General features: G+C 45.9%; 17 protein-coding genes and 2 riboswitches. Of the genes, 8 read left to right on the top strand and 9 right to left on the bottom strand.

What is annotated here, in order from left to right; genetic code table 11:
- Positions 1-477 precede the first annotated feature (477 nt).
- The gene (locus ACO0K1_RS13520; protein ID WP_423026557.1) at positions 478-1116 is read left to right on the top strand and encodes a hypothetical protein; all 639 of its coding nucleotides are present in this window, start codon (positions 478-480) and stop codon (positions 1114-1116) included.
- A 72-nt stretch (positions 1117-1188) separates the two neighbouring features.
- Here ACO0K1_RS13520 and maiA read toward each other — a convergent pair whose 3' ends face one another.
- Together maiA and ACO0K1_RS13510 are read right to left on the bottom strand one after the other, a co-directional pair.
- On the bottom strand, positions 1189-1845 hold the full coding sequence (maiA, locus tag ACO0K1_RS13515; RefSeq protein ID WP_423026555.1) for a maleylacetoacetate isomerase: 657 nt from the start codon (positions 1843-1845) through the stop codon (positions 1189-1191).
- Positions 1846-2057: 212 nt separating this feature from the next.
- On the bottom strand, positions 2058-2753 hold the full coding sequence (locus tag ACO0K1_RS13510; protein ID WP_423026553.1) for a fumarylacetoacetate hydrolase family protein: 696 nt from the start codon (positions 2751-2753) through the stop codon (positions 2058-2060).
- Between the two features lie 88 nt (positions 2754-2841).
- Here ACO0K1_RS13510 and ACO0K1_RS13505 point away from each other — a divergent pair, with 88 nt between their 5' ends.
- Positions 2842-4164, top strand: coding sequence for a TRZ/ATZ family hydrolase (locus ACO0K1_RS13505; protein WP_423026551.1), 1323 nt, complete (start codon positions 2842-2844; stop codon positions 4162-4164).
- An 84-nt stretch (positions 4165-4248) separates the two neighbouring features.
- Positions 4249-6015 (top strand): M14 family metallopeptidase, encoded by a 1767-nt coding sequence (locus tag ACO0K1_RS13500; protein ID WP_423026549.1) that lies wholly within the window; start codon positions 4249-4251, stop codon positions 6013-6015.
- A 101-nt stretch (positions 6016-6116) separates the two neighbouring features.
- Here ACO0K1_RS13500 and ACO0K1_RS13495 read toward each other — a convergent pair whose 3' ends face one another.
- On the bottom strand, positions 6117-6773 hold the full coding sequence (locus tag ACO0K1_RS13495; protein WP_423026547.1) for a DUF1345 domain-containing protein: 657 nt from the start codon (positions 6771-6773) through the stop codon (positions 6117-6119).
- 461 nt (positions 6774-7234) lie between these two features.
- On the opposite strand from ACO0K1_RS13495, the gene ACO0K1_RS13490 reads away from it, so the two are divergent.
- The 3 genes from ACO0K1_RS13490 to ACO0K1_RS13480 are packed head-to-tail and all read left to right on the top strand — an operon-like array spanning position 7235 to position 9425.
- Positions 7235-7555 (top strand): hypothetical protein, encoded by a 321-nt coding sequence (locus ACO0K1_RS13490; RefSeq protein WP_423026545.1) that lies wholly within the window; start codon positions 7235-7237, stop codon positions 7553-7555.
- Positions 7552-8406, top strand: coding sequence for an HDOD domain-containing protein (locus ACO0K1_RS13485; RefSeq protein WP_423026543.1), 855 nt, complete (start codon positions 7552-7554; stop codon positions 8404-8406). The genes ACO0K1_RS13490 and ACO0K1_RS13485 overlap by 4 nt, the downstream gene beginning before the upstream one ends.
- 47 nt (positions 8407-8453) lie before the next feature.
- The gene (locus tag ACO0K1_RS13480; protein WP_423026541.1) at positions 8454-9425 is read left to right on the top strand and encodes a diguanylate cyclase; all 972 of its coding nucleotides are present in this window, start codon (positions 8454-8456) and stop codon (positions 9423-9425) included.
- 223 nt (positions 9426-9648) lie between these two features.
- Here ACO0K1_RS13480 and gcvP read toward each other — a convergent pair whose 3' ends face one another.
- From gcvP to ACO0K1_RS13460, 4 genes are all read right to left on the bottom strand, one after another.
- The gene (gene gcvP / locus ACO0K1_RS13475; protein WP_423026539.1) at positions 9649-12537 is read right to left on the bottom strand and encodes an aminomethyl-transferring glycine dehydrogenase; all 2889 of its coding nucleotides are present in this window, start codon (positions 12535-12537) and stop codon (positions 9649-9651) included.
- 85 nt (positions 12538-12622) lie between these two features.
- The gene (gene gcvH / locus ACO0K1_RS13470) at positions 12623-13000 is read right to left on the bottom strand and encodes a glycine cleavage system protein GcvH (protein ID WP_423026537.1); all 378 of its coding nucleotides are present in this window, start codon (positions 12998-13000) and stop codon (positions 12623-12625) included.
- Positions 13001-13087: 87 nt separating this feature from the next.
- Positions 13088-14215, bottom strand: a complete 1128-nt coding sequence (gene gcvT / locus ACO0K1_RS13465; protein WP_423026599.1) for a glycine cleavage system aminomethyltransferase GcvT — start codon at positions 14213-14215, stop codon at positions 13088-13090.
- Positions 14216-14289: 74 nt separating this feature from the next.
- Positions 14290-14420: riboswitch (glycine riboswitch) on the bottom strand.
- A gap of 11 nt (positions 14421-14431) precedes the next feature.
- Positions 14432-14557, bottom strand: a riboswitch (glycine riboswitch).
- 91 nt (positions 14558-14648) lie between these two features.
- Positions 14649-17045 (bottom strand): penicillin acylase family protein, encoded by a 2397-nt coding sequence (locus tag ACO0K1_RS13460; RefSeq protein WP_423026535.1) that lies wholly within the window; start codon positions 17043-17045, stop codon positions 14649-14651.
- A gap of 387 nt (positions 17046-17432) precedes the next feature.
- Here ACO0K1_RS13460 and ACO0K1_RS13455 point away from each other — a divergent pair, with 387 nt between their 5' ends.
- Both ACO0K1_RS13455 and ACO0K1_RS13450 read left to right on the top strand, forming a co-directional pair.
- Positions 17433-19250, top strand: a complete 1818-nt coding sequence (locus tag ACO0K1_RS13455) for an ABC transporter transmembrane domain-containing protein (protein ID WP_423026533.1) — start codon at positions 17433-17435, stop codon at positions 19248-19250.
- A gap of 193 nt (positions 19251-19443) precedes the next feature.
- Positions 19444-20979, top strand: coding sequence for a transglycosylase SLT domain-containing protein (locus ACO0K1_RS13450; RefSeq protein ID WP_423026597.1), 1536 nt, complete (start codon positions 19444-19446; stop codon positions 20977-20979).
- Positions 20980-21124: 145 nt separating this feature from the next.
- Here ACO0K1_RS13450 and ACO0K1_RS13445 read toward each other — a convergent pair whose 3' ends face one another.
- Positions 21125-22378 carry a hypothetical protein gene (locus ACO0K1_RS13445; RefSeq protein ID WP_423026531.1) on the bottom strand — a complete coding sequence of 418 codons (1254 nt, stop codon included), beginning with the start codon at positions 22376-22378 and terminating at the stop codon, positions 21125-21127.
- A gap of 181 nt (positions 22379-22559) precedes the next feature.
- A partial coding sequence (locus ACO0K1_RS13440) for an ExbD/TolR family protein (protein ID WP_423025578.1) occupies positions 22560-22813 on the bottom strand: 254 nt, incomplete at its 5' end.

Genomic DNA, 22813 nt, shown 5'->3' with positions numbered 1-22813 from the left:
GATACAGTGTCATGTTTGCTTGATCCCCATTTTAAAAATTAATTGCAGACGCTGAATGTGATACGATTAATTTAATTACTTTTAAGAAAATTATTAAATTTCACCGCATGTTGACTGAACGTTGTTTATCAACGCTTTTACATAAGCAACTTTGCGATGCATTTGCATAAAAAATCAACGTTTGAACAATTTTCGTTTTTATTTATCGAAGCAAAGAGAAACATAGTCATCGTACTGTTTAGCAATCATTTTCAAAGAAAACTTTCGTTGAGAATTTTTTTAGAAATTTCTTTGTGGAAAATTGTAAAAATATAAGAAATCAAATATTAGAGTATGACCGCGCATTTGAAATCGGTTTAAAATTGTTATTGATATCATTTTTCAAATAAACGACAGACTTTTTATTGATTAATATACAATCTTGACATAAGATAAAGATCTGCTCGTATGCAACCGAAGGTATTTGGGAGAACACTGATGAAACGTGAACACAGCAGAGTGCCCGGCTTAGAAACAAACAACTTTATTGCTGTAAGTGGAAAACCTATGTTAGGAATGCACGTAAAGGAAGTGAGTCAGGGATTTTTCAAATACTTGATGCACGATGAAAGTGTCATATCATCTAATTCCGACGACATGATCGATTTTCTGGAAGAAGATGATGCACAGCAATTATCACCAAAGGCACAAATTCATCCCTGGAAAATTTTAATCACTGACGATGATGCAAACGTGCATGAAACCACCCTGCTTGCCTTAAGTGGTGTCAAAATTCATGGAAGACCGTTAGAATTCCTTCACGCCTACTCTGCAAAAGAAGCCAAAGCCATCATTATTGCGCATGCTGACTTGGCTCTTATTTTACTTGACGTGGTCATGGAAACCGTGGACGCAGGCCTGAAACTTGTTCAAGTAATTCGTGATGACTTAGGTAAAACAGATTTACGCATTGTTTTACGTACAGGCCAACCTGGATATGCGCCCGAGGAGCTCGTCAGTCATCAACTTGCCATTGATGGTTATACAACCAAGTCAAAGTTGACGCGCTCACTGTTGATCTCAGTTTTAAACGATGCCTTAGTGGAATCTGGTAAATCACCCGACTTGGCAAACTAACTCGATCAATTCGGAATCAAGTGAAATACCTGCATGTTGATGCTGCAAATAGACGCTGATTAATATGTATGTCTATTCAGCATCAGCCTGGTTTGCGGGTAACGCACGAATAAAAGCAGGATGTTGCAAACAACGTTGATTGATTTGCATCAACGTAGGAATCGTCGATAAGTCACAATTAAACCTCTGTGCATTTGCAATTTGTGGAACCAAAAAACAATCTGCAAACCCCGGCGTATCCCCAAAACAATATTGACCTGCGTGCTCGTGCATCAGCACTTTTTGCTCTAAGGTTGCCAATCCAGTTTCACACCAATGACGGTACCATGCGTTTTTCTGCTCTTCTGTCACACCCAAAGTATGTGTCAAATACTTCAATACTCTTAAATTGTTCAGCGGATGAATTTCGCAGGTAATGGACAGCGCAAATGCACGAACTTCAGCACGTAAAGCTTCGTTAGCAGGCAATAATGGCGTTGATGGATATATCGCATCGAGGTATTCAATAATTGCCATCGATTGCGTCAAGAGCAGGCTTTCACCCTCATACTGATCAACTAGAGCCGGTACTAGCGCCTCAGGATTCAAGGCTTTATAGGCATCTGATAATTGCTCGCCGCCATTTTTCACTAAATGAATAGCGATTTGCTCATAGTCCAACCCCTTTAAATTTAAAGCGATACGGACACGGTACGATGCTGAACTTCTGAAATAACTATATAGTTTCATTTCTAACCCTCTCATTGGTCAAAACTTACGTGGGAGCGTACGTACTCCCTACGCTTACAATTTGACGTAAGTTCGCGTTTTTTCACTTTTTTATTACTTTTTTATCACTTAACCAGTTCGACCATCGTCAACCTATTGCATCACAAAGCAATAATTGCCTTGAAAAAATAAGCCCCTGACGCAGTGAATTAAACGTCTCGTCAGTCTCAGATTCAGATAATTTCAACTCGCAGATTACCTAAGCCTTCAATAGCGGCGTCGAGAATATCGCCGCGTTGAACTGCTCCAACGCCTTCTGGCGTACCAGTGAAGATTAAGTCGCCAGGCTGCAATGCATAAAATTGCGAAAGTTGCGCTATGATTTCATGCACATTCCAGGTCATTTTATTGATTTCACTCTGTTGACGAGAGGAGCCATTCACCGTGAGCTTAATCTCTGCTGATTCAATATTTTGTAGTCCGGTCGCCGCATAGATGGCACTTATGGGTGCTGAATAATCAAACCCTTTAGCAGTACACCACGGACGGCCTTGCTGTTTAGACTCAGCCTGTAAATCACGTCGAGTCATATCAAGGCCGACCGCATATCCCCAAATATACTGCCCCGCTTCTTCAACCGAGATATCGGAGCCTGCTTTTCCGATAGCAACAACCAATTCAACCTCATGGTGCAGATTATTCGTCTTCGAGGGATATGGCATTTGTCCGAGGGTGCCTGGCGCAACTGGCAAAACCGCATCTGCAGGTTTCATAAAGAAGAAAGGCGCCTCACGGCCAGTTCCACCCATTTCTTTTGAGTGCTCAGCATAATTTCGACCCACGCAATAGATCCTATGGACAGGAAAAAAATCCTGTGAGCCAGCAACCGGAATCACTGGAACCGAAGGTGTAGAAAATGTTAGATCCATAAAATCTCCGTTTTAGAGAAAAAATCTCGCTAAATTTAACGCACATTCTTAAGAAAGCTATAATGCAAAAACCAACCCGAGGACTGCTATGACACAAATAACTTGCCTTCATCCTGCTTATCTCATACCGATAGAACCTGAGGCGTCTGTATTGCTTAAGCACACTCTGGTTATGCAAGATGAGAAAATCATCGCTATTTTGCCAGAATCCGACGCCAGGCAAAGGTATCCGGATGCAAATCATATCATTCTGGATAAACACGCCCTCTTACCCGGGTTTGTTAATTTGCATGCACACTCGGCAATGAGCCTTTTGCGCGGTCTGGCGGATGATCTGGCACTTATGGATTGGCTCAACGATCATATCTGGCCTGCAGAAAAGAAACATGTCAACGATGATTTTGTATTCGATGGCACTGTTTATGCGATGGGCGAAATGCTCCGGGGCGGCACGACGACCGTGAACGATATGTATTTTCATAATGATGCCGTAGCACGTGCAGGCATACATAGCGGAATGCGAACCATTGTCGGTTGTAGTGTGCTCGAATTTCCGACCGGTTACGCCCAAAATGCCGACGAGTATTTAGCCAAAGCTATTGCGGCGAAGTCTGAATTTGACAACCAGCAAGGAGTGACCTTTAGATTGGCACCTCATGCCCCCTATACTGTTGCCGATGAAACTTTCCGTAAAATTATCGCGCTGTCTGAGCAACACAATATGGGCATCCATTGCCACATCCATGAAACGTCTCAGGAAATCAACGATAGCCTGAAACAATACGGTATAAGACCATTAAAGCGACTACATAATCTCGGGCTATTGAGCCATCAACTGATTGCGGCGCACATGGTACATGCCAACGATGAAGAAATCGTCATGCTCGCACAAACCGGTGTTCATGTTGCCCACAATCCAGCCAGCAATCTCAAATTAGCGTCTGGCTTCGCACCTGTTTATGCAATGCAGATGGCTGGCATCAATGTTGGCATCGGCACCGATGGTGCCGCAAGTAACAACAAATTAGATTTACTTGGCGATCTGCGCATGGCGGCTCTGCTCGCTAAAGCACAATCCAATAATCCGACGGCTCTGAATGCGCACGCCGCATTAAAAATGGCAACATTATCAGGCGCAAAAGCACTGGGAATGGATCAGGAAATTGGCAGTTTAATGCCTGGAAAACTGGCTGATGTGATTGCGATCGATCTCAGTGCCATAGAAACCCAGCCCTTATACGACCCGATTTCACAAATTGTCTATGCCGCGAGTCGGGACCAAGTCTCACATGTTTGGGTGCATGGTCAATGTTTAATGTTCAATCGCGGTTTGACTCGCTTAGACGAAGAGGAACTGATCGGCAAAGTGAGCTGGTGGCAACAGCGTGTAAAGAATCAAATTACACAATAGGAAATATTTTTACGGCAACGCTTAGTGTAAGATGTTTGGTTGATTTTCAAAGCATGATCCAAACCACATCTTACACTCGCAAAAATGATAAAACGTCTGACTATCTATCTTGCACTTGCCCTCACCAGCAATTCGATTTTCGCATTAGAAAATCTCAGTACTACTGCACAACAAACCTCCTATCGGCAAACCGGTCGTTACGAAGAAGTAGAAACTTTGTGCCGTAATTTTCAAAAAAACTATCCCAAGACCGTCCGTTGTCAAGAATTTGGCAGAACCGCCGAGGGTCGTCCGATGATGGCTTTGATAGCCACGCGCACCAATGCCTTCGTGCCCTATTCTGCAAAAGATAAGCAAATACCGGTGACCTTGATACAAGGTGGGATACACGCCGGGGAAATAGACGGTAAAGATGCTGGTTTTCAGACTTTGAAAGAAGCGTTGGATAATACCGCTGCTAAAAACGCCTTGGACAAACAAGTGTTTATTTTTGTCCCCGTTTTCAACGTTGACGGACATGAACGATTCGCCAAATGGAATCGACCTAACCAACGAGGCCCTGAAGAAATGGGCTGGCGAACATCGGCACAAAATTTCAATCTCAATCGCGATTACCTCAAAGCCGATACGCCAGAAATGCAGGCGATGCTAAGGTTAATCAATCAATGGGACCCACTGGTGGTCGTCGATTTACACGTCACAGATGGGGCGAAATTTGAACATGATATTTCAATACAGATTGAACCATCATTGGCTGGCGATTCGGTATTGAAACAAACTGGTCTAATTTTTCAACGCAACGTCATTGCTGATCTGGCAGCACAAGGCTCACTCCCCTTGCCATTTTATATGGCCTTTGACAAAGAAGATGACCCAATGTCTGGTTTCATTGACAAAGTACCGACACCACGCTTTTCTCATGGCTATTTTCAACTCAGAAACCGTTTTGGTATCTTAGTCGAAACACATTCCTGGAAAGACTATGCAACTCGCGTTCGCATCACCAGAAACACAATTATTTCAGTATTAGACCAGGTCGCAAAAAACGGTACTGAATGGCGAAAACAAGCCCTTGAAGCCGACATGCGTACAGTGAGTTCCGCTGGGCAGATCATTCCGCTCACCTATAAAAACACAGATAATTTTCAAACAATTGATTTCCACGGTTACGCGTACACAAGAAGACCATCCGACATTTCAGGCGCACTAATGACGCGCTACGACGAAAATACTCCTCAAATCTGGAAAGTCAAACTACATGCCGAAGTGGCTCCAGACGTTCTGATTAAACTTCCTCAAGGCGGTTATCTTGTCCCAGCTGCTTACGCAAAACTAGTCATTGAAAAATTACGCGTACACGGCATTCAATTTGAATCATTAACCAATGGCTTAAGCGACATTGAGGTAGAACGATTCAAAACAAGTAGTGCCGAGATCGCAGCAATATCCAACGAAAGTCATCAAATGCTGAAACTACAAGGCGAATGGGCGAATAGCCAACATTCGTTTGGTAAAGGCGCACTATTTATTCCTATCGCTCAACCTAAAGCGGCATTGCTCGCCGCCATGTTGGAGCCAGCATCGCCTGATTCTTTGGTAAGTTGGGGATACTTCAATAATAATTTTGAGAGAAAAGAATATATGGAAGCCTATGTTGCCGAAGATGTCGCACGCGAACAATTGGCCGCAGATCCTGCATTAAAAATGGCGTTTGAAAAAAAGTTAAACAAGGATAAAGCGTTCGCAAAAAGTCCGGAAGCGCGCCTTGAGTTTTTTGCCCGTCGCCACTCTTCCTGGGACCAAGAGTATCAACAATATCCAATTTACAGAACGAATTTCATACCAAAATAAATCGTCATCAGAATTGACAAAAAATGCCACTTCAAGTGGCATTTTCTTTTCCGCCGCCTAAATTACGTCATCTCTTGAGACAAGCAACGCAGGGAGTGCACTCAATTACCGACCAAACTTGCAGCAATATTGATCGAAAATCCCAAGACTGCAACATTAAAGAAAAAACTCAGTACTGACTGTGCAAGCACGGTTTTACGCGCACTCCTCGACATAACTGCAACATCCGAGGTCTGAGCTGCGACCGCAATGGTGAAGGAGAAATACAAAAAATCCCAAAAATCTGGCATCTGTTCATCATCCGGAAAACGTAAAGCACGCAGATCGTCAGATGAACGGTAAAACAATAATGCATAATGAAAACAAAATACAACTGCGACTAAAAGCCATGAACCGAGAACTGTCATCCCGGTAAATAGATATTTGAACGCCCTGACGTCAGCGCTCAGATCTTTGGAACCGGCCAATTCAACGACAATCGCTCCCACACTAATCACTGCGCATAATGAAATCAAAACTAAGACAGTCACAGCATTTTTATCCTCCCGAATAGCCATAGCACGAACCCGATGATTATTCGCACGCATCATCAACCACCCCATCAACACCAAATACGACCACACGGCAAGATTCCAGGCAAACAACGCTCGGGTCGTCCACAACCATGTTTCGGGTAAAAAGAAAAACGCGATAATAGCCAAGGTAAAAGCCGAAACCAGACGCGGGCGATGGAGTAAGAATTTTTTTGCTGAAGACATCGTTTTTACTTAGAATGAAAAAATAAATGAGGTAGAACAAATTAAACTTCGTTTTCACAAAAAAATACTATTTTCTTCTGCTTTTGCACGAAAGAACTTTTTACGCGTTCCAGGAGCGCTATACTGACAAATAAACATGTCATTGTAACTGTGGACGACATGGGTCAATCAGGTTTATCACAATGCACCCCGATTGGCGACTAGTATGTTATGCCTCGCGGTGATGCCTTCATCCTGAATGAGGTTTGAGTAAAAAAAGAAAAACATCGATATTTTTTGCGATTTTTTTTGTGATTTTTTTGCTATTTTAATAATATTATTTGATATTATATAAAAATTTGGCTAAATTTAATTGACTCGGGAAACGCTTAAACTCCTTAGGCAATCGCAGGGTGAGTCAGATAAAGTGACAGCAACCACCATCAACCGCTATCAACCGACATTCAAATGGAGCATGTGGTATGAGCAAACATAGTCATTACCTGCCGCTGGCGAAGATATCCGAAGGAATGGTGCTGGCAGATGACCTTTTGGATAAAGTCGGACACATTTTACTTCCAATGGGAACAGTTTTAACGGCGTCCATGTTGCACTCGATTGCACATCATCAAGTACATCAACTCAGCATAGAGATGGAAATATCCGACGAACTTGACGTTAAGAAAGAACAAGAATCCAAACTGCATCGAATACATCATTTATTTCGCTCACAAGAAGATAAAGAACCGGCGAGTTCACTGAAAACATACCTCGTTCATTATCGCGAAGGGCAGCTATCATGAGTAAGGATGACGAACAACGCTCCCGACTTGATACGATTATCAGGCACATTAAGGATTTGCCGACCTTACCAGAAGTTGCTCAAGAGCTGCTTTTCGAACTAGACAATGATGATAGCAGTCTCGAATCGATTAGCGAAAAAATTGCGATGGATCATGCACTGACCGCAAAAGTGCTTAAACTAGCAAACTCCTCGCATTTCGGCATTAATTCCCGCGTCGTCACCATTCAGCAGGCGGCAGCTTTGCTCGGTGTGCAGAATATCAAAAACCTGATACGCATGACGATCATGGTCAATCGTTTTCCTGCTTCCAACTGTCCGGAATTTAATTTTCGTGCGTTTTGGCGTCACAGTATCGCCACTGCAAATTGCGCTGAACTCATTTCGCGCGCGCTCCACATGAAGCATGACTTTGCATTTACAGCTGGGCTCCTTCATGACATTGGTCGCTTGGTTCTGGTCATTTATTTCCCACGTGAATATGGAGAAGTACTTCACTATAAAAGTCTGAACGATTGTGAATTGATCGAAGCTGAACGGCATATTCTAAGCACGGATCACATTGAAGCTGGCCTCGCCTTAGCCCAACAATGGCATTTCGCGGACGCGGTGCAAGATGCTATCAAAGGACATCATCAACCTGACATCCGCGGCATACACTCGTTAGCACCAGTAGTACACATTGCAAACGCAATCGTCCACGCTTTAGATTTAGCACAAGAAGAAAATGAGCTCGTCCCCTTGATGTCTCAACACGCTTGGGATACGCTAGGACTTAGTGAAGCCGAGTACATCGCTATTTTCAAAGAAACTGAAATGCGATTTGACGCTTTGAACCATATTTTCATTTGAACATACGTTGACTCATGTACCTGGATAAAACAATTTTGGAACAACTGATGTATTTCAAAAATGCAGCATATCGAATTGAAGACATCCATTTATTTCGCGATCTTGATCAGGCAAATCTGCTATTGAGTCACGATATTATTAAAGACTGCCCTATCGTCAAAGCAACTAAAGGGCAAGTCGTGCTTGACGCGAATAGTTCAGGCTCCCGGCTTTATATTGTGCTTTGCGGATCACTCGGTGTTACCAAACTCAATGAAGATAATAACCACATTGAAAATTCAATTACGCAGTACCTACCTGGCGAATGCGTCGGCGAAATTTCTGTTTTGGATGAAGAAATTCACTCAGCAACTATTTCTGCTCTGACAGATAGTGAACTGCTGGTGATTGAAGCTGATATCTTGTGGCGTCTTATTGATGAGCTAAATGGAGTAGCGCGCAACCTCTTACAACTTCTGTCGTTTCGAATTCGGGCTGCAAATGCGCAAATTCGTAGCCGGCAAAAAGTTGGAGAGTTTTACCGTCAATTATCGATGGTAGATGGACTTACCGGCTTACACAATCGGGCTTGGCTCAATGCGCAGTTGCCGGGCATGGTAGAAAATGGACAGGCGATGGGCAACCCACTCAGCGTCATTATGGTCGATCTTGATCATTTCAAGCGTTTCAATGATGAACATGGGCATCTGTTAGGCGACGACGCTTTGCAGACCGCTGCCAAAGTCCTGAATGCGGGCTTGCGACCAACTGATTTTGCTGCACGTTTTGGCGGCGAAGAAATGATCGTCATTTTACCGGGAACATCTCTGAAAGCAGCCCTTGGCGTTGCACAACGTTTATGCACTAAGCTCGCCAAGACCAGAGTTTTCCCTGACAATCGCAAAGCGATGCCACATATTACCGGCTCATTCGGCGTCGCCAGCCTCGCCCCTGGTCAGGATAGCGCGCAATTAATCAACGCTGCAGATATTGCTCTATACAAAGCGAAAGACGCCGGACGAAATCAAATCGCCTCATAATTCAATTCGGTTTTCCATATTTCCGGCTTGATTAATTCATTGATTAAATCATTGATTGATTCAGTGATTAATTCAGTGCTTGATGAAGCTAGAATGAAATTGCATTCATTTTAAAGCGATTTTGTCTCACCAAAAAAAACGCGTAACGCCTGTAGGACGTTACGCGCTTTTTATCGATTTAATACCACTAAAAACAGTACGGTATCAATACAGATCATTGACCTTACTGATAATCTGATAGCGGTACGCAGGAGCAGAATAAATTGCGATCACCGTAGACATTATCTGCCCGTCCAACTGGTGCCCAGTACTTCTGATGACGCAAAGTCGCCACTGGATAAGCCCCTGTTTCCCGGCTATATGGACGATCCCATTCGCCAGAGATCAAGGTTTCGATTGTATGCGGTGCATGTTTGAGCGGATTGTTTTTCGCATCAAATTCACCACTTGCGACTTTCGCGATCTCTTCACGGATGGCAATCATCGCATCAATGAAACGATCCAACTCAGCTAAGGATTCACTTTCTGTTGGTTCTATCATCAGCGTACCAGGAACCGGGAAGCTCATGGTTGGCGCATGGAAACCAAAGTCGATCAGACGTTTTGCCACGTCTTCATTGCTGATGCCTGTTGCATCTGTCAATGGGCGCAGATCCAGAATGCACTCATGCGCAACCAGACCATCATGGCCTGAATACAGTACTGGATAATGTGGCGCAAGGCGTTTAGCGATATAGTTAGCTGCCAGAATCGCCGTCTCAGTCGCTGCTTTCAAGCCTTCAGCCCCCATCATGGCGATATACATCCATGAGATAGGCAAAATGCTGGCAGAACCAAATGGTGCCGCACTCACAGCGGAGATACCTGCTTCACCACGCAAATAGCCAGTCGATTTTTGGTTTGGCAAGAATTTTGCCAAGTGCGCCCCAACAGCAACCGGACCGACGCCTGGACCGCCACCACCATGAGGAATACAGAACGTTTTGTGCAAGTTCAAATGGCTGACGTCACCACCAAAATGACCCGGCGCTGCAACGCCGACCAGCGCGTTCATGTTCGCACCGTCAACGTAGACCTGACCACCGTGGCTATGCACGATGTCGCACAATTGCTGGATACCTTCTTCAAACACGCCATGTGTTGAAGGATAGGTCACCATCACTGCTGCCAGATTGGTACTGTGTTTTTCAGCTTTCGCTTGCAGATCCACCAGATCAACGTTACCGCGCTCATCACATGCAACAACGACTACTTCTAAACCAACCATCGCGGCAGAAGCAGGGTTAGTGCCGTGCGCAGAAGATGGAATCAAACAGATATTACGATGCGCTTCACCACGAGACGCGTGGTACGCCTGAATGACTAACAAACCTGCGTATTCACCTTGTGAACCTGCATTTGGTTGCAGAGAAACAGCTGCATAACCAGTCGCCGCGCACAACATTGCTTCCAACTGATCGATCATCTCGCGATATCCAATAGTTTGATCGTTTGGTGCAAACGGATGGATATTGGAGAACTCTGGCCAGGTCACTGGGATCATTTCGCTGGTCGCGTTGAGTTTCATGGTGCAAGAGCCGAGCGGTATCATGCTGCGATCCAACGCCAGATCTTTATCGGACAGGCTACGCAAATAACGCAACATTTCATGTTCGGCGTGATAACGATTGAACGTTGGATGTGTCAGGAATTCGCTGCTGCGGATCAAGGATGCTGGAATTGCATCTGCGCCATTGCTGACTTTTGCTTCGACTGTATTGAAGTCTGGTACAGCTTTACCCAAGGCAAAGATAGTCCAGATATTAGCTACATCATCACGACTCACAGTTTCGTCGAAGGACACACCAACCTGTGTAGCGCTGATTTGACGTAAGTTGTAGCCCTTTGCTACCGCCGCAGCATGGACAGCTGCCGCATCAGCAACATTGACGGTCAGGGTATCAAAGTACGTGTTATTCGTCAGTGTCAGGCCGATCTCTTGCAAGCCAGCGGCCAACATGCCAGTGTAGCGCTGTACACGTTGAGCGATCTGACGCAAGCCTTTTGGACCGTGATACACAGCGTACATGGAAGCAATCACTGCTAACAACACTTGTGCTGTACAAATATTCGAGGTCGCTTTTTCGCGGCGGATATGTTGCTCACGTGTTTGCAAAGCCAGACGATAAGCTTGTTTGCCTTGCGCATCAATCGTCACGCCAACCAAACGGCCTGGCATACTGCGTTTGAACGCATCGCGTGTGGACATATAACCTGCGTGTGGGCCACCAAAACCAAGCGGCACACCAAAACGCTGGCTGTTACCAACAACCACGTCAGCACCCCATTCGCCAGGTGGCGTGATCAAGGTCAACGCCAGCAAATCTGCCGCAGCAATCACCATGCCGCCTTTAGCGTGAATCGCTGCTGCGTATTCACGATAATCGCGAATTTCGCCATCAACGCCTGGGTATTGCAATAAGACGCCAAAACATTCGTTATTCAAAGCATCTGTACCGTGGCAAGTGCGAACTTCGATACCCAAAGGTTTTGCACGGGTAGCGATCACTTCAAGTGTTTGCGGTAAGACGTCTGCCGCAACATAAAACACGTTAGAGCTGGATTTGCCAACGCGCTGCAACAAGGTCATTGCTTCTGCTGCCGCAGTACCTTCATCCAACATCGACGCATTCGCGATATCCATACCAGTTAGATCTGTGATCATGGTTTGGAAATTCAGAATCGCTTCGAGACGGCCTTGAGAAATTTCTGGTTGGTACGGTGTGTAGGCTGTGTACCACGCCGGGTTTTCAAACACATTTCGCAGAACGACGCCTGGCGTGTAAGTGTTGTAATAACCTTGACCGATGAAAGATTTCAGGACGCGGTTTTTACCTGCCAATTCTTTCAACTGCGCTAAAGCAGCTTGCTCTGATTTTGGTGCAGTAAAACTTGCCAGTGGCAATACATCGTGGCGACGAATATTCGCCGGCACAATCGCATCGATCAACGCGGTGCGATTGGAATAGCCAAGCACTTCCAGCATTTTTGCTTGTTCAGCATCGGATGGCGCAATATGGCGAGCGATGAAAGCATCTTGTGCTTCCAATTGGTGTAATGAAGGACGGGTCATGATATGGGCAGACAGAGGAGATGGGAAAAGCGACGCGCAAACAACGCACTGACGGATCTACCGTCAGTGCCACAGTCTGAACTGATTAACCAATATTTTTTGCGTAAGCTTCGGCATTCATCAAAGCATCAACATCCGCAATGTTAGCTGGCTTCAATTTAAACAACCAAGCAGAGAATGCATCGGTATTGATGGATTCAGGCGCGTCGGTCACAGCATCGTTCACTGCAACAACTTCACCAGACACTGGTGCATAGATGTCGCCAGCTGCTTTAACAGATTCCACCACAGCGCAGTCTTTACCAGCGGTCAATGTAGAACCGACTTTTGGCAAGTCAACGAAAACGATATCGCCCAACGCGTCTTGCGCGAACTCAGTAATACCAACGGCAATTGTACCGTCGGCTTCAACGCGTACCCATTCATGGGACGATGTGTATTTCAATTCTGCTGGGACATTCATAGTGGGCTCCAAATAATTAAATGATGTGAATATGCTTTATTAAATTTTTAAATTCTTAAATTCTTAAATTCTTAACTGTTTTCGTGTTTAAGCAACTAACACTTTGCCATTTCGTACAAATGGCAATTTTACGACTGTTGCAGCTAATTGCTTGTCGCGAATAACGACTTGAACTGTATCGCCAATCGCTACACCCAGTGGCAGACGCGCTAAGGCGATTGCCTGCTGCATGCTTGGGCTAAAGGTGCCACTTGTGATTTCACCTTCACCGTGTGCCGTGATGATTTTTTGATGAGCGCGCAAAATGCCGCCTTTTTCTCGCAAAATTAAGCCCAGGAACTGCGCTTTTTTTCCTTGTTCTTGCAGGGCTTTTTTACCGACGAAGTCACGTTCGCTAACCAGATCGATGGTCCATGCCAGACCCGCATCGAGTGGATTGACAGTCTCGTCCATATCCTGACCGTAGAGGTTCATCCCTGCTTCTAAACGCAAGGTATCACGGGCGCCAAGGCCAGCAGGCTTCACGCCAACAGCAACTAAGGCATTCCATAAGTCAGTGACACGTTCTGCTGGAACAGCGATTTCAAAACCGTCTTCACCGGTGTAACCAGTACGTGCCACCATGACTTCACCAAAAGAGGTGTTCTCTACGATCACGGCATTAAAAGGTTTAATCTCAGCACTCGCAGCTTTGGTTTCTGGTAACACTTCCCACGCTTTGGCACGTGCATTTGGACCTTGCACAGCAACCAATGCAAACGCATTGGCGCCATCGCGGCGTTGGGTAATGGTCAGGCCACTGTTGGTTTCGACGTTACGGGCATTCATCCATGCCACGTCTTTTTCAGCGGTACCCGCGTTGACAACCAAGCGGAACCAGTTTTCACTGAAGAAATAAATAATCAGGTCGTCAATCACAGTACCTTCAGGTTTGAGCATGCACGAATACAGCGCTTTACCCGGGACTTGTAATTTATCGACATTATTAGCAACCAGACCGCGCAAGAAGCTGCGGACATTGTCGCCACGCAGATCAACCACGCACATATGGGAGACGTCAAACATGCCGCAATCAGTACGTACCGCGTGGTGTTCTTCGATTTGGGAACCGTAGTTGACTGGCATATCCCAACCGCCAAAATCGACCATTTTTGCGCCAGCCGCACGATGGGCTGCATTGAGAGGAGTTGCCTTGAGTGGTGTCGCTTGCGTCATGTAAACCTCATTACCAAGATAGAAGGGACGAACAAACACACGCTGACGGACGATGTCCATCGCATGCGAAAATCGCATACCCCTCTGTCCTGGTACCTGAGAGATTACGAGAGCAACTTCAGCGTAGAGCTAAGTTGCCATCTCGTGCGCACCTTCGGTGGGTAGTCCGGCTCATGTGCCGCTACCACTCTCCAGAGTGTGGGGAGTATTTAACCACCCCGTTGATCGGTCCTTTTGCCTGAGAGTTTTTGGGTATTAGCCCCTTCGGCGGCAGTTTTACTTTAAAGTGGTTCTCCAACAAAAACCGATTAATTTCAAACTACTCTCTCCCGATCAAGTAGCGCGATTATATAAGGCTTGCATGAGCTTGGATATATTCAAAGACAAATAATTGCCTAAACCCGCACTTAAATTAATATTAAGACAAGGTTACTTATGAAGGCTGCAACACCAAATGCGCATGCGCGTGTGCTTGCACATCGGCATTATCGGTATGCTCATTAACATAAATACCATTGGCGAACAGTTTTGCCTGATCGTTGTAGTGCGCATCAAACAATACGCCACTCTGACCAACAGGGTTGATGCCCAATGCCTTACTCGTATCCGCAAAATCAATCAGGCGTCTCGTAGAAGGCCCATATGCTACATTCCATGGTGCTGGCCCTATCGGTCCCGATAGGTTATTGGGAACTTCGCGACCGCCCGGAACGGCAAATGGCCCAATATTGAATAGTTTATCCAACGGAGCTTGTTGCCCTAAAGGATGGCGGTGAGTCAAGGTATGTGCTTGTCCCCACATCCATTGTGCGCTATCAGTCCCAAGAGTTTGCCTCAAGTGAGTGAGGCTATCATTCCAGGCGCCCAATACTACGGCTTGTCGCGCATCGAACTTGGGATCAGATGATACGCCCCACCAAGGCGACTGTTGGTCGGCCAGCAGTCGGGGAATGGCAAAGTCCAGTACGCGTGTTCGCAACAAATTCTGAAATTGAACCGTCCCAACTTTATCTGCCATGACGTTATGCGCAAGTTGGTAAATGACTTGACTAAACAAGGTTGGCGCAATGCTATTTGTCTGGTAGTTCCCATCCCATTTACTTAAGATATCGAATAATCGCTTATCTTCGGGAGCAACCAATACCTGCCGCAATACGGGCAATAATGATTGCAACACCCTTGGCACATAACCCGTTTGCACGTCGAGTTGTAATGCCTGACTGTTTTTGGTGTCCCATTTCATGCCCGGCTGACCCAACAGATAATCCAGTCTTTGTCCTCGGTCATACAAATTGTAATATCCAGGAACGGGCACGCCATTCGGTGAAACAGGTTGGAAATTTGCGGAAACGATGTAACCGCGGGCTGGGTTTTCCTCGTGCGGATTATCGGCAAAATCATAAAACGCTGATTTATCTGCATCTGCCGAAGTACCATCCAGAATAAAACTAGGATTTATCGTCGCTGGACGCTTGACCAATTTAGCGGCCGCCCACCAAGCGATATCACCTTTGGCATTCGCCCACACGACATTGAGTCCTGGCGCCGAGATTTTACTCGCTGCGGTGCGTGCCTTTGCCAGCGTATCGGCCCTGTTCAACTCGTAAAAAGCATCAAGAACAGGATTATCTGCCTCTAAAAATGTCCACCACATAGCAATTGGCGTTTCACCATAATTATCTTTAAAAGCATCGGTAATGATTGGTCCATGAGGAGACTTACGCAGCACCAATTTTATAGGTGCCGCACCTTTTACCTGAATTATCTCTTCTCTGCTGGACATCTCGACCCACTGGTTATGCACCCATACCTGGTTGGGATTTTGTGGATTCACTTTTTCGGCAACGAGATCGATATCATCATTTTGAAACATCGTCAGGCTCCATCCGAATTGCTGATTGTGTCCCAACAATGCCATCGGATTGAGAACCTGAAAATGACCATACAACTCAAAGCCGGGTGACGATAATTGTGCTTCATACCAAACTGCGGGTGCCGAATACGCAATATGTGGATCTCCCGCCAGTAATGGCTTACCGCTCGCTGTATGTGCGCCAGAAACAACCCAGGCATTGCTTCCCTCCAACTGCGGCACCGCCAATTGTTCTATCCCCTCCTGACTCAGTTGCGCAATCTTGTCCAACGTCATCCGATCATTTGCTGCCAATGCTGGCGACGTCTGCAGAACACCTGCCGGATGCCAATCGAGGTCAAATATTTTCAGATAATCGGCGCCAAGCTTATCGCGAATCGCTGTCAGGGCCGGTTCGGTACGAAATGCGGCTGCAAAGCTATAAGCCATGTACCCAGATACTGCAATCGTGTCTTCCACTGTGAAGGGGCGTTTTGGAATATGGAGTAAATCAAATTCCAGCGGTGCCGGATGGTTGGATTGGTATTGATTGATGCCATCAAGATAAGCATTCAAAGCTTGACTTGAGGCGGAGTTCTTATCCATTTTTACTACATAATCTTTAGCAAAAGCTCGCAAGCCTAAGGTCCGGAACAAGCGATCCATATCAACTAACTTAGGCCCAAGAATCTGAGACAGTTCGCCACTGGCCAAGCGCCGCACCATTTCCATCTGAAACAAACGGTCCTGGGCATGAACATAGCCAAGCGCACGATATAAATCCGCCTCATTTTGCGCCTGAATATGCGGCACGCCGCGTTCATCGTAACTGACCTGAACTTGGGCAGTAAGGCCTGCCAACGAAGCGTTACCATCACGTTGTACTTTTTTCGTACGCAAATACCAACCGAGCGCAAGAAAAACACAAACCAACAGTACCAACAGTGCGATTGCACTTCGCTTCAGGAATCGTTTCATCGTTCAGCTTTCAGTTCGGGGATACAAAGATTTTACACTTAGCATTAATTTGTCTGCATGGTCTAAATGCAGATTTCGCAACTTAAATGGCAAAATCACTGCACAACGTTGCGCTTTCGTACTTTTTGGAATTGATGTGCAAATGCACAAGAAAATTATTCTGCTTATCAACTTACAATGACAAAAGCATTTCATCTTGCAAGGTGTATCATCGAATCCGAATCGAATCGGAATCAACACCAGAGACTGATACTCACGCATGCAATACGTTACATTTGCGAGATGCAGAACATGCGCAGTAAGCTTGAATTTGCCCGGTTTAGCATCAATTAAGAGACAGTAACTCCTTAGTCACCTCCCCACCCCGCATGACTCACTTTGAAATACATGAGCACTTCAACTGACCCAAAATTAGCCAGTCAACGTAGCAGCCTGACAACATTAAAAGGCTTGCTCCCATTTTTAATCCCGTATCGCAAACAGTTCTTTCTCGCAGGCATTGCATTAGTGATTGCCGCATGCGCCACACTGGCCATACCTGCGGCGTTCAGACAAATGATCGATCTTGGGTTTGGCAGCTCTGGCGCGCATAGTATTCAACATGTGGATCTGGTCTTTCTGGCATTGTTCGGCGTGGCCACCATCCTTGGCATTTCTACGGCTGCCCGTTTTTACATGGTGTCATGGTTAGGTGAGCGCGTCACTGCGGATATTCGCAGCAAGGTATACGCACACGTCGTCACCCAAAGTCCACAATTCTTTGAAACCACACAAACAGGTGAAGTGCTGTCACGCTTAACAACTGACACGACGTTGATCCAAACAGTGGTTGGTACAAGTATTTCAATGGCGCTGCGTAACATTTTGCTGTTTATTGGTGGTCTGGTGATGCTATTCGTCACGAGCATCAAATTGAGCTCGATCATCATCGTCATGCTGGCCTTAGTTGTGCTGCCGATTATTATATTTGGGCGCAAGGTTCGCAAGCTCTCCCGCGATTCACAAGACAAAATTGCCGATGCGTCTGCTATCGCCGGAGAAATTTTGAATGCCATGCCTACCGTACAAGCATTCACCCATGAGAATATTGAGGCAGAACGTTTTTCTGGGTCTGTGGAGAATGCCTTTCAAACTGCCATGCGCAGGATTCGCGCAAGATCGTTGTTGACGATGATCGCCATCCTATTAGTGTTTGGCTCCATCGTCTTCGTTTTGTGGCTGGGTGCCCATGCTGTCATACAAGGCACCATGAGTGGCGGCGAACTAGGACAATTTATTTTATATGCTTCATTAGTTGCCGGGGCGTTAGGGGCTTTGTCTGAAGTCATGGGCGATGCGCAAAGGGCAGCGGGTGCCACCGAGCGCTTGCTCGATCTGATGGCGGTGGAATCGCCGATTCAAAACCCCTTGCATCCCAAATCGCTACCGGCGCCCACGTCGAATCAACGCACCGGTGCAACATTGACATTAAGTGATATCAGTTTCAATTATCCTTCACGTCCCAATAGCAGTGCCGTATCGGACCTCAGCTTACAGATCGCGGCGGGGGAAACTGTTGCGATCGTTGGTTCATCTGGCGCAGGGAAAACCACGCTTTTTCAGCTGTTGCTGCGTTTCTACGATCCACAAAAAGGGGTCATTGAACTCAATGGCATCAATATTCGTGATCTGACCTTGCACGACTTACGTGACGCAGTGGGTGTTGTACCGCAAGAAACAATCATATTTTCTGCCAATGCGATAGAAAACATCCGATATGGCAGAGCAAACGCCACCGACGCGGAAGTCATTGCCGCCGCCAAAATGGCAGCCGCTCACGAATTTATTGAAAAACTTCCTGAGGGGTATCAATCATTTCTCGGCGAGCGAGGCGTACGTCTATCCGGTGGCCAACGTCAGCGTATTGCAATCGCCCGCGCATTATTGAAAAATCCACCTTTATTGTTACTTGATGAAGCAACCAGTGCCTTGGACGCAGAATCTGAAAGGCTGGTTCAAGGCGCCTTAGAAGTTGCTATGCAGAATCGAACTACGCTGATCATTGCGCATCGTTTAGCCACAGTTCAACGAGCCGATAGAATTATCGTCATGGATCAGGGACGGATAGTCGAAAGTGGCACGCATACTTCATTAGTTGAACTGGGTGGGGTATACGCAACGCTTGCAGCATTACAATTTAACTTACATCAAGAAATTGATCAGTAAAAGAAGCCAGCATGACCAACTTCGGGCAGTGCTGGCCTCATTTGACCGTAAGTTGCGCGAAATTACGGTTATTTCCGTTTTTCGTGCTGTCACGAAATTGACATTTTCCTTGACGTCTCAATCAGCACTTGCGTACACTCTCACGATCTTGAAATCTATATCGACGACGGTCGATGAGCACCTCATCTTGCCTATGAAACGATTACGACGCCCGCTTCCCCTCACTGTTTTGTCAGCACTTCTTGTATGGGCACTCCCACAATTATCTTACGCTGACACGCCATCAATTGTTGCACTTAATAAGACACCTGTTTTTACCGATTCTAAAGGCATGGGAACCTTATCCACCAGTCTTTCGATCAATCCCTCGGTGGACACTCCCAATTTTACCTACAGCAACAAAGAAATTGATTTATGGGAGCGAGTACGCGCGGGCTACGCCATTCCGGATCTGGACAACAAATTAGTCAGCAACCAGGTTACCTGGTATAGCACACGTACGGACTATATTTTGCGCACAGTGCAGCGTGGCTCACGCTATCTGTACCATGTGGTCGAAGAGCTCGAAAAACGTGGCATGCCTACTGAATTGGCGCTTCTGCCTTTCATTGAGTCAGCGTTCAACCCCCAAGCAATTTCGACCACCAAAGCAACTGGTATGTGGCAGTTTATGGCGGCGACGGGAAAAGACTTCAATCTGAAGCAAAATATGTTTAAGGATGATAGACGCGGCGTACTCGATTCAACTGACGCCGCGCTGAACTATCTGGAACGTTTACACGGCATGTTTGGCGACTGGCAACTAACGCTTGCTGCCTATAATTGGGGTGAAGGTTCGGTATTAAGAGCTATAAAAAAGCAACAGGCACTTGGGTTACCGATTGATTTTGACAGCATGTCAGCATTAATGCCTGCTGAAACCAGAAACTACCTGCCTAAGCTGCAAGCAGTCAAAAATATTATCGCGCATCCCGAGCAATTTAATATTGCACTACCAAAACTGGAAAACCAGCCCTATTTTGTGAGTGTTGATAAAACACGCGATATCGACGTCCGCGTTGCAGCCCAATTGGCAGAACTATCGCTTGATGAGTTCAATGCGCTCAATCCACAATTCAATCGCCCGGTTATTACGGGTAGCAGTAATACCAAGATCCTATTACCGACAGATAATGCCAATTTATTCAAAGAAAATTTGAGCAAGTGGCAGGGACCACTTTCTAGTTGGTCAACTTTATCAGTTCAAAAAACTGAAAAAGTCGAAACTTTGGCGTCGCGTTTGGGAGTTAAACCTGACCTGCTACGTGACGTTAATCTAATTCCAGCAAGAATGTTTGTGAAGGCAGGCTCAACGATTCTGGTACCAAAATCTGATAAAAATGCAGACACTGATATCGCACCAGAACTCGCAGATAAAGCCCAGTTAATGATAGAAAAAGGCGTTGCCACTCGTCAAATCAACTACAAAGTAGGCAAGCGTGACAATTTGAATTCCATTGCAAAACGTTACCAAGTCAGTGTTGCTGATGTACGTAACTGGAATAATCTTAAACATGATTCCGTTTCTACGGGTCAAACTTTGCACTTGCAAGTCCCAGTGATGAATAAATCAACTCGGACAACCGTTGCCTCTCATTCCAAGGCACCCGCCACCACCCATCAAGCGCAAGCGCATGGTAAACAGACTTTAGTAGCACATCTAAAAACTGCGAAAAAACGTCACGGATAACATTGCTATCATCAAACAAAAAAGGGAGACAATCAATTTGTCTCCCTTTTTTGTTAAATCATCTAAGCTATAAACAACTTCCGCGACAATTAGCAGCGAAAGCTTGTGGCGGGTTGCCCCGCCTTACCAATAATTACTATGGTGATTATTTACCTGATTGGTTAGCGTAAATGATCCAATAGCGAGCTAAATCTGCAGTACCGTCGTTACCTTGTACGGTTTTCAAAGTTTTGATCGCAGCAGCTTTTTTACCCGCTTGCAACTGCGCAATACCCAAATGCAATTTCGCATCATCAACGTGTTTCAGGCTATCCTTTTTGATACCCTCTTCCATCATTGACAAACCTTGGTCAAACTTACCAGAGGTTACATTCGCATAGCCAAGATTGAGCAAGCCAGTACCGTCTTTGCTTTGCTGCGCATCAGCTTGTGCTGCAGCGAGGCCTTTATCAGCTTCGGCTTGCGCTTTAGTCGCCATGTCACGCAAACGTTTGTGGCGTTCAGCATCATTGCCAGCACCCAATGCACCTGCCTTGTAACCTGCATCGATAATCTTCGTTGCTTCAGCTGGGAAACCAGCTTGTATTGCCATCAACGAGGAATCCATAAAGTCGGATGTTTTTGTTACCAGACCTAGTGCAATTTTCAGGCGATACAGATCGAGTTTAAGACGCTCAGAATAACCTGGCTTACGTTCAATGTTATTGAGCAGATTAACCCAGAATTCTTTCTTGTTATAGTAGGTAATCATCTTTTCAAGTGCACTGGAATAGCCAGCCATATCTTTTTGTTTCAATGCTGCATTGGCATAAAACTCCAGATTGGACAAGCTCGGCGCACGACCTGCTTTTTCGTCAGCGGCCATATCAGCCATGACTTCTTTCAAAGCTTTAGAACTATCGCCACCTTGATTCATTGCTTGAATCATGTATGGGCGCAAAGACTGGTCAGTGCCGCCTTCCGCAAAATAGCGGCTATAGGTCGATGCTGCTTTAGAATAATTACCAGCCTTGTAGTAAGCGTTCGCCAAAACTTGGATCATTTGTAATTGATCTTTTGCTGGCAACTTCGCTGCGGCGACGATTGCCTCAGCGGAACGGATTACTGCATCATTATCACCAGCCGCAGAAGCGATCGACAAACGCATACGTTCGATCGTGAAATTCTCATTCACCGTTTTACCACCAACGCCATCGGCTTCATGAATTTTAGCCAAAGCGTCTTTGTATTTCTTCGCTTTATACAACTCACCAGCCGACTGAACAATACGGCCAATTTCCGGGCGCATCGCTTCATCTGCATGGGCAGTATTGGCAGCAATGTTAGTTAACTCAGGCGCGGCAGCAAAGCCAATCGCTGCAACCAATACAGCGATACGAGACAAGCGAAGTTGCTTCATATGTTGATCTCTCAATCAATAAATTAAATAAACTAAAAATCGTGCCACTCGTTTACCATCGAAAGGGGTCGAGGGCACTGACTTCTGCAAATATGAAAAAAGGCAGGGATCACCCTGCCAGTTTTCAATCATACATCAAGACTTAAACATTGATGTGCTCAAATCACATTAAATCTACAGATCACTTCAAGAACTGTTCGTTCCCGACCATGCCGATCTTAGTCACACCCAGACGTTGTGCAGCCGCCATCACAGCAGCGACCGATTTGTACGGTACCACTGCATTTGGACGCAGATGAACTTCTGGCTGATTTGGATTGCTCGCTACTTCGGTGAGCTTGCTTTCCAATTCCGCACGGCTCGCCAATGCGGCGCCATTCCACAACACCGTACCGTCAAAATCAACGTCAATGTTCACCACCACTGGCGGCTCCG

Origin of the sequence: Undibacterium sp. SXout20W (assembly GCF_049340285.1) — a bacterium.
In the GTDB taxonomy this organism is placed as follows: Bacteria; Pseudomonadota; Gammaproteobacteria; order Burkholderiales; family Burkholderiaceae_D; genus Undibacterium.
This window is presented reverse-complemented; position numbering and strand designations above follow the sequence as displayed.

Excerpts from the sequence above, each read along its gene's own strand:
- gcvT (WP_423026599.1), bottom strand. The coding sequence starts at position 14,215 with ATGACGCAAGCGACACCACTCAAGGCAACTCCTCTCAATGCAGCCCAT.
- ACO0K1_RS13505 (WP_423026551.1), top strand. The coding sequence starts at position 2,842 with ATGACACAAATAACTTGCCTTCATCCTGCTTATCTCATACCGATAGAA.
- ACO0K1_RS13485 (WP_423026543.1), top strand. The coding sequence starts at position 7,552 with ATGAGTAAGGATGACGAACAACGCTCCCGACTTGATACGATTATCAGG.
- ACO0K1_RS13455 (WP_423026533.1), top strand. The coding sequence starts at position 17,433 with ATGAGCACTTCAACTGACCCAAAATTAGCCAGTCAACGTAGCAGCCTG.
- ACO0K1_RS13500 (WP_423026549.1), top strand. The coding sequence starts at position 4,249 with ATGATAAAACGTCTGACTATCTATCTTGCACTTGCCCTCACCAGCAAT.
- ACO0K1_RS13520 (WP_423026557.1), top strand. The coding sequence starts at position 478 with ATGAAACGTGAACACAGCAGAGTGCCCGGCTTAGAAACAAACAACTTT.
- ACO0K1_RS13445 (WP_423026531.1), bottom strand. The coding sequence starts at position 22,378 with ATGAAGCAACTTCGCTTGTCTCGTATCGCTGTATTGGTTGCAGCGATT.
- gcvH (WP_423026537.1), bottom strand. The coding sequence starts at position 13,000 with ATGAATGTCCCAGCAGAATTGAAATACACATCGTCCCATGAATGGGTA.
- ACO0K1_RS13450 (WP_423026597.1), top strand. The coding sequence starts at position 19,444 with ATGAAACGATTACGACGCCCGCTTCCCCTCACTGTTTTGTCAGCACTT.
- ACO0K1_RS13510 (WP_423026553.1), bottom strand. The coding sequence starts at position 2,753 with ATGGATCTAACATTTTCTACACCTTCGGTTCCAGTGATTCCGGTTGCT.
- ACO0K1_RS13480 (WP_423026541.1), top strand. The coding sequence starts at position 8,454 with ATGTATTTCAAAAATGCAGCATATCGAATTGAAGACATCCATTTATTT.
- gcvP (WP_423026539.1), bottom strand. The coding sequence starts at position 12,537 with ATGACCCGTCCTTCATTACACCAATTGGAAGCACAAGATGCTTTCATC.
- ACO0K1_RS13495 (WP_423026547.1), bottom strand. The coding sequence starts at position 6,773 with ATGTCTTCAGCAAAAAAATTCTTACTCCATCGCCCGCGTCTGGTTTCG.
- ACO0K1_RS13490 (WP_423026545.1), top strand. The coding sequence starts at position 7,235 with ATGAGCAAACATAGTCATTACCTGCCGCTGGCGAAGATATCCGAAGGA.
- ACO0K1_RS13460 (WP_423026535.1), bottom strand. The coding sequence starts at position 17,045 with ATGAAACGATTCCTGAAGCGAAGTGCAATCGCACTGTTGGTACTGTTG.
- maiA (WP_423026555.1), bottom strand. The coding sequence starts at position 1,845 with ATGAAACTATATAGTTATTTCAGAAGTTCAGCATCGTACCGTGTCCGT.